The following is a 7788-nucleotide window of genomic DNA, read 5'->3' on the forward strand; positions in this document are numbered from 1 at the left end:
AATACGCGAAACGGGGTTGTTCTATCTTTAAATTTAATTACGCAACAAAGCCGCTTACCGATTCGGGCCTTTGGATTGGTTCTTCCCGTTCTTCTTTTATTTGCCGTTAATCCTGCTCGGATTCAATCCGTTTGTGGTGCTGATGTGTGAAACCTTTGTGCAGCTTTATCAAACGCTATTGCACACCGAAACAGTTAAGCGCCTGCCCCGCCCTGTTGAAGCGGTGTTTAATACGCCTTCACACCACAGAGTGCATCACGCGACCAACAAGCAATATCTTGATATGAACTATGCTGGCATCTTTATCACTTGGGATCGTATGTTCGGCACCTTCGCTAAAGAAGAGGAAGAAGTCAGATACGGTGTGTTCCCGAGAATCAACTCTGTGAACCCATTTAAGGTATATTTCCACGGCTACGTTAAACTGTGCCAACAGTTATGGCATGCGCCAAATTGGAATTATCGACTACAGCTTCTTATTCAGCCGCCTATTTGGGCTTGGAAAAGAGAACGAGAAACAAAGTAAGGACACTTATGAGCATTAACGCCCTGCTGATTGAAGACGACAGCGACTTAGCAGAAGCCATTGCAGACTATATGGAACTCGACGGTTTCGAATTCGATTTTGCCTACAATGGCAGCGCAGGACTCAATCTTGCGTTAGAGGGGCGTTATGACATCATCTTAACGGACATCAACATGCCCAAAATGGACGGGCTCGATGTCTGTCAATCTCTTCGCCAACAAGGTGTCACGACACCTATCCTTATGTTAACGGCAAGGGACACATTACAAGACAAAATCGCCGGGTTCGAAGTGGGTTCGGATGACTATCTAGTGAAACCTTTTGCGATGGAAGAGCTGAAAGTACGGCTTATGGCGCTGATACGTCGCTCTCAAGGATCGGTGACGTCACTGTCTGTGGCGGATCTCAAACTGGACTTAGACAAGCACCAAGCCCTTAGAGACGGCAAGCTATTGAAGCTGTCCCCAGTCTGTTGGCGAATGCTTGTGATGTTAGTGCGAAACAGCCCTAACGTGGTGAGCAAAGCCAAGCTTGAAGAAGCATGGGAAGACGAAATGCCAAGCTCTGACAGCGTGAAAGCGCACCTGTTTAAGCTTCGACAAGTGGTTGATGCGCCCTTTGACTCAAAACTGATTCACACAGTTCATGGTATTGGTGTTGTCTTGCATGAGGAGCCATCATGAAACACGCGAACATGAATCGAGTCAGTATTAAGCGCGACATCTATCTCTATTTATTTGGAATAGTGGTGTTACTGACTGCCATCTACAGTTTGATGGTTTCACAGAGCTACCACATTGGCCTTAATGAATCGGCAAAATATGGATTCTTGTATGAATTGGAAGTCGCAGAACAACGTTACATCGAAACAGGGCAATTACCAGACTATCAAAACCCGACATTCCAAGCCTTTCTAACCTATTCGGAGCTGCCCGCTAAATTTCAACAAGCCTTTGATTGGAAAGCGTTTGATAACGACGCTATTTATGATCATTACCAGCCTTCACCTAACAATAAATCAGGGCAATACCTCTATGCCGCCAAACATCAAGTTTCTGGTAAAGACGAAGCCTTGTACATCATTTCTGAGTACGATGAAGCCCTCTACTTGAATCTGTTCGAGCTCAACCCACCCGATTCCGTGAACCAAATTAACAATGCCTTCATTGCCATCGGCGCCCTTTTACTCTTGGTGTTTTTGATCATTCGCCTTTTGATACACCGAGTCACCAAACCGATTATTACGCTATCAAAATGGTCTGAATCTCTGGATGTGGACAACACAGAAGGGCTGACTCAGTTTCGGTATAAAGAGATCCATAAGTTGGCTTCGCAACTGGTTAAAAGCGTACAGGGTGAACGCCAAGCCAATGAGCGTGAGAGCTTTTGCTTGAGAGCAGCAAGCCACGAATTAAGAACACCGATTGCCACTATTTCAGCCAGTGGCGATATGCTGGTGCGGTTATCCGAAAACATTCCAAACAGTGGTCAACGTGCCGTAGCGCGAATCCAACGTTCAGCCATCAGCATGAAGGCCTTGGTAACGACTCTGCTATGGATGAGTCGTAACAACGAGATAGAGACCAACTATGAGCAAATCAAGCTAGAATCCCTGCTCAATAATATTATCGAAAGCCAACGATATCTTCTAAAAAACAAAGAAGTGGACATTCAAACCAAGGTTGAGCAAGAAGAACATACCCTGCCCCGTGAATTAACTGAGGTTGTGCTCACCAACTTAATCCGAAATGCATTTCAGCATGGTGGCAGCGGAGATATCAGCATCACACTGACAGAACATCAGTTTGAGGTAATCAACCGCTTGGAAGATGAAAACCTAGCAAACGACTCAGTACAGCAAACCTCTTTTGGTATCGGCCTAGAGCTCATTGATCGCGTTTGTCAGAACCAAGGTTGGCAGTTTACTCATGAAACTCACAACAATGAGTTCAACGTTAAGGTAATTCTGTAGATGCTTAATTGATGGTGACCAAAAGTTTACCCTTGCTTGGTTATGCTAATCGCACAATCTAGTTAGGAGTAATGTTATGGGCACTTGGATTCTAGAAACACTATTGTGGGCTGTGGTAACCGTGGCGGTTTGTGTCGCGATTTGGGGTCTTTACTTACCCAATATATTAATCGCATTAGGCGTGTCGGTAGCGGTATCGCTGTTACTGGGGAATAGCTGGAGAAGCTAGAATTTCGGCAAGAAGACGATGAGCAAAACGAGCTGTGCGCTGACACACCCGACAGCACCTAAGTTACTAAGTTACTAAGTTACTAAGTTACTAAGTTAGATTGTTAGGTACTCACTGTCGGGCGCAGAATTGAATTAGCTAGTCAGCGTATCTTCGAATACACCAAGCTCGCGACCAAGCCAAGTCGCACGTACTGTATGGTCTAGAGTTTCTTCACCGCCGGTTACTGGGTGAATCAACACCGACATGTCACCGCGTTCTTTTTCAAGCCATTCCACAATGCCCGACTCTTTGTTCGCAAAGTGAATCTCAAACATCGGCATTTTATGTGGCCCAACCAAACGCTGTATTAATGGGAAAGTCTCTAACACATCTTTACGTTCCGATAGAATTTTCTGACGCAGTGTTTCTGCCTGCTCTGCAAAGCGCAGAGGGAAATAGATATGACCGTGGTACATGGCACCATCCTTTAGAATTATGATGCAAACAGTTTAACCTGCTTTCTCTAGCAAGGACAGCCAACCAATGGCAGCCGAAGTATTAAACATCATGTAGAAGACTGATCTAGCTGAAATTTCTAGAACATTGCAACAAAAACGCCACACGTAATTTAAGTGTGGCGTTTATATTTTAGCTGTAAAATGCCTTAGCAAGAATTAGCGTTAGTAAATTGAATCAACATTCAAGGGGCTGTTCTTTGGTTTATCTAGTTTTAACTGTTCAACCGCACTAAGACCTTTAGAGCTAATTCCACCACTATAAGACTTCGAGCCATCAGCATTAGTCATCGAGGTTTCTCCCACGTTCCAAGCAACAAAGAAATCACTTAAGTCATAGTTCGAAGCGTAGGAGCTACATACCATCATTAAGTCGCCACCGGTTAGCCCAGTATCTTTGGCACTACAATAGTTTTCAACCGCATCACCCTCTGTATCACCTCGAGCTTTACGGTGCATAAGTTTGAACATGTTCCAGCCTTCATCTTCACCATACACATCAGATTGGCTTGCGCCGCGTGTATACCAATCATCAATTGCAAAATTCGATTTTGCCCAGATTTTTAGCTGACCAAACATAACTAATCGTAAACCTGCATCACCATGTGACCACGCATGTTCATTATTAAGCTCTAGCCATTTAGGTGCTTTCTTAATATCCGATTTAATACGATCCATTTCAGGGTTTGCATTGCGCCCCTCTAACTCCTGCATATACAATGCAAGAAGGTTATTGGTCACTTCTGTACTACCAGCCGCTAGGAAAGGAGCTGATGCTAAGTTATGACCAACTTCATGCCACAACAACCAGTCGTTCACAGGGTTGGTTGGAATGTATGTCCGATTTGCGTTAAAGCTTGAATTCATCACTGGGTAACCAGAGTGAGCAGCACCAATCGAAATCTGCACGTCATTCACAAAACGATGGCGGAACGCCTTCAGTTCTGGATAAGTGAACCTACGGTGTAAACCAGTGCTTTGTTTCTCATCACGCCCGTAGAAGTCACTTGCAGCTTCAGCGAATCGATTCATATCTGTTGCGAATTGGTTCAAATCAGCGGATTCTAGATTCCTTATTGGTGTAGTGTAAATAAATGAACCCGTATCGATTTCTGCAATTGGTGCGTCTGCCGATTGAATAGTGTTAATCCACTGTCCCTCTTTCCACCAAGCAGCTTTTAACGCGCCCTCAATGCTAAACGAGACTTCATCAAGCTCTTTTACTTTCGGTTGAATGTAAATAAGGCCACCATATGGAACCTTGAAAGTTAAGCTCGATCCATTGTAGTCAAAGCTGGTTTGCATACGTGGAGGGCGTTTCAAACTCGTTTCGTGATTCGGCTTACCTGTAAGATCATCCGCCATCATTACAGTAATCGTTGCAGCGACACCATGACTAATCGTCACATCTTGTAGCTGAGGAGCCCATAAACCTGTCGATTGATTGTTCCCAGCCGAATACGTGACGCCCTTGCCATCTGTTTGGATAAGAACCGAACTTGACGAAGATGCACCTGAAGTTCGACCCGGATACATTGTGGTATCAACAACGATTTCATGATCCCAGAATGAGCGCCCCAACATAATGCGAGTCAGAGGTTTCTCCATGTAATTTAATGGATAGCTCGGATTCAACTGTCCCGACAACTCACCTTCGCCATATATCATTCCATTAGCGACTAACGATGCTTTTAGGTCAACAGGACACTGTGCTTCTAGTGTATCTGTTTGATGTAAGTCTTCGGTATAACAGTTAAGGAACTGAACAGCTTGCTTGAACCCCAACTCATCTTGTATGTCTGTTTCAAATCGGTATGCGTTGTCATTCCACATCCAAACAGACAGGTTATCAAACGCTTGATTCAATTCGCTGTTAGACAGACGCTTACCTTGAGTACCTTTCGTGCGATAGTAAATCTCGTGCTCGTAGAGCGCTGTAAAGTTAGAACCCAAGTTCGCTGCTTTCACCATACTGTCGACAATGGTTTTACTCACTTCATAGCGATCGAAATCGGCTCTATGATAAGCACCGCGAACAGTCACACCGTCTCCAGAACGAGTCTCTATACAGTTAAATTCGTATTCATACTCGTTCTGACAAAGCTCAGTGCCAACGAATGCCGACTGCAGTTCTTTGATCGCCGCTTCACGCTCTGCTACAGATTCAACAAAGATACGTGCGGATTTTGCCTCCATTACCGTTACACCAGACGCATCAAGCACTGGCTTCCCTTCAGCGTCTAACTTAGCAACCTCATAAGTCGGGATTTCAAACTTGATTTTGGATTCATCTTCAATCCACTTAACCGTACCATCTTGATTTACCGTGAACGGAGGCTCTCCTTGGTTATCTTGAAAACGCTCAAGAACCACCATTTCCTTTTCACTCTTCACGTGAAGATTTGGATACGGCGCTTGGCAGTAATAAGAGCTACCGCAGAAAGCTTGGTTTGTTGGCGTAACGTTTTCACCACCTAGAGATACACCCGCGGCGTCCGCTAAGCGTCCAATAGGTTCAGGGTTAGTCGTTTGAATCGCATCCATAAACAAGATATTGCCACCGTCATTAACATAGTTAATAAGAGCCGTAATATCGTCTTGGTTTAAGTTAGGGTTATCCAAGTCAGCAACAAACTGGTTAGTCATGCCATCTTGAACCAACTTAGGTGGGTATGCCTGAAGGATCAAAATAGGCGTGGTGCTCGCATCCAAACCATCAAAGTCACCTGAACCGCGCTTTTCTACTGATGCAAAACCATACTGAGGACTAACAAAAAACGTGTACTGCTTACCCATTGTGGAGTGGTGATAAGCCGAATAAGCTTGGTCAATATTGGTGACTGCATTCATCCCAGCTATAGGCAGACCATTATTGAACCACTCAAACAAGTTCGAGAAAAACGACCTCATGCTGCCTTGGTCATCATGCAGTAGGTTTTCGAACGTCGAAACAGTGCACTGTTGTTTGTTGCTATCGATATGCAATGTTCGATTGGCCCAATAATTTTCAGGGCATGACAGAATACTTGGATATAAGCCATTACCCATGAACACGACCTTACCTTTGCCTATCTCGCCTGCTGTAACGAATGGAAAACCATAAGTCGCGTTGTCTTCAGAGACTAAAGGAATCGGCGGCATCGAGATGCTTGGGTGTTGTGCGATGTAAGGCTTGCCTTCACGAGTCCAGGCCTGTTGCTCACCAAAGTAAAGCTCACGGTTTTTATCAGTTCTTGGCATCATCACAGGGAATGCTCTGTTCGATATATTCAGAGCTCGCATACCACGGGTATAACCCGTTGCACCGTAAAAGCTACCATTATCATTGAATACATGGAATGTGGTGACGTTGTGAAAGATTTGCTGCAGAGACTCTGTTACATACTGACCAGAATCCATAGATAAAACGGCAGGTTGACGAACATAATCCATAAACTGAGGCGTTTGGCGCAGCTGCTCATCGATTACTGCCGTTAACCCTTGGCTAAACTGACCAACAAACTCATTAGGAAGTTCAAAGTCTGTACCCTCTATTAATCCCCCATTTGGCAGAGTTAGGTTAATCAGTTCATTTATAACGTTAGGGTACTTTGAAAAGGTATCTTGGACTTCTTCAGATATCTCATAATGACTTAGATGATCAACCGCGTAGCGCTCTAGTAATGACTGGATATTCGCTTTCTCTACCACATTATTGGTCACATCAGACAATTGATAAGCAATCTGATTACCCGTAATGGAGCCAAACTCAAACGTATCAATACCAAAAGCGATTCTGTCACCCCACAGGTACTCAAAGATTCCCTCTTCATCCGTCACGCCCGTCGCGTTAGCCGAAAAGAAACTGATCCCAGAAATCGGCGTACCATTAGCATCTGTAAGCTTACTGCGAGTTAACACCTTACCTTCAACACTTGGCTTATAAGCATAGGTAGACTCCGCGTCTGCAGAAACAAAACCAGCGTTAAGGTTATTGTCCGCATTAGGGTCAACCGCAGGAACAACAGTTGTGTCTACGTGTGAACTAGGAGCCTTACCTACTTCATCGGTAGATTCTTCTTCTTTCGATGAAAAGTATGCATCGACAGCATCTTGATCATCAAGTTGCGAGAACACATCCTCAATATCAAAAGCATCCAGTTCTTTTAAACAGATAGCACTTTCTGTCTCACAAACATCAATTGATTCGAGTACTTTAGTAACGTTGTCTCCGTGTAATTCTGTCAACTCAAATGCCGCGTTAAGCCCATCATTTGAAATCGTGAACTCTGTTATCTCAGGGAAAGGAGCAGTGAAATCACCTAAAGTAAGGTGACCCAAGGTACAACTAAAACTCACGCCTTGTTTAACACTGAACGTTCCGTTTTCAAGATGAACGCCGTCACAGTACACATCTCCAGACACAAACGCCCCGCTCGACAACAGTGAACCGATGTAAGTTGTTGGGGGGATAATATCTGTAGGTGGAATAATGTCAGTCGGCGGAAGAATATCCGTTGGCGGAATGATGTCAGTCGGCGGAAGAATATCCGTTGGCGGAATGATGTCAGTCGGCGGAAGAAAA

The 7788-nt window shown here is 44.5% G+C and carries 5 protein-coding genes and 1 pseudogene; 4 read left to right on the forward strand and 2 right to left on the reverse strand.

The window, feature by feature from the left end; genetic code table 11:
* Positions 1-52 precede the first annotated feature (52 nt).
* From AB6E08_RS21495 to AB6E08_RS21510, 4 genes and pseudogenes are all read left to right on the forward strand, one after another.
* Positions 53-526: pseudogene (locus AB6E08_RS21495) on the forward strand (sterol desaturase family protein); the annotation flags it as partial.
* An 8-nt stretch (positions 527-534) separates the two neighbouring features.
* Complete coding sequence (locus AB6E08_RS21500) at positions 535-1209, forward strand: response regulator transcription factor (protein WP_102361020.1); 675 nt, start codon at positions 535-537, stop codon at positions 1207-1209.
* The gene (locus tag AB6E08_RS21505) at positions 1206-2498 is read left to right on the forward strand and encodes a sensor histidine kinase (RefSeq protein ID WP_372063854.1); all 1293 of its coding nucleotides are present in this window, start codon (positions 1206-1208) and stop codon (positions 2496-2498) included. Before AB6E08_RS21500 ends, AB6E08_RS21505 begins: the two co-directional genes overlap by 4 nt.
* A gap of 76 nt (positions 2499-2574) precedes the next feature.
* Complete coding sequence (locus AB6E08_RS21510; RefSeq protein ID WP_009844874.1) at positions 2575-2727, forward strand: hypothetical protein; 153 nt, start codon at positions 2575-2577, stop codon at positions 2725-2727.
* Positions 2728-2861: 134 nt separating this feature from the next.
* Here AB6E08_RS21510 and AB6E08_RS21515 read toward each other — a convergent pair whose 3' ends face one another.
* Together AB6E08_RS21515 and AB6E08_RS21520 are read right to left on the reverse strand one after the other, a co-directional pair.
* Positions 2862-3185, reverse strand: coding sequence for a DOPA 4,5-dioxygenase family protein (locus AB6E08_RS21515; RefSeq protein WP_017103393.1), 324 nt, complete (start codon positions 3183-3185; stop codon positions 2862-2864).
* Between the two features lie 204 nt (positions 3186-3389).
* Positions 3390-7788 (reverse strand): SslE/AcfD family lipoprotein zinc metalloprotease (locus AB6E08_RS21520; protein WP_372160254.1); only part of this gene is annotated, 4399 nt, incomplete at its 5' end.

The organism is Vibrio sp. 10N.247.310.24 (assembly GCF_041467175.1).
GTDB classification, from domain to species: Bacteria; Pseudomonadota; Gammaproteobacteria; order Enterobacterales; family Vibrionaceae; genus Vibrio; species Vibrio tasmaniensis_A.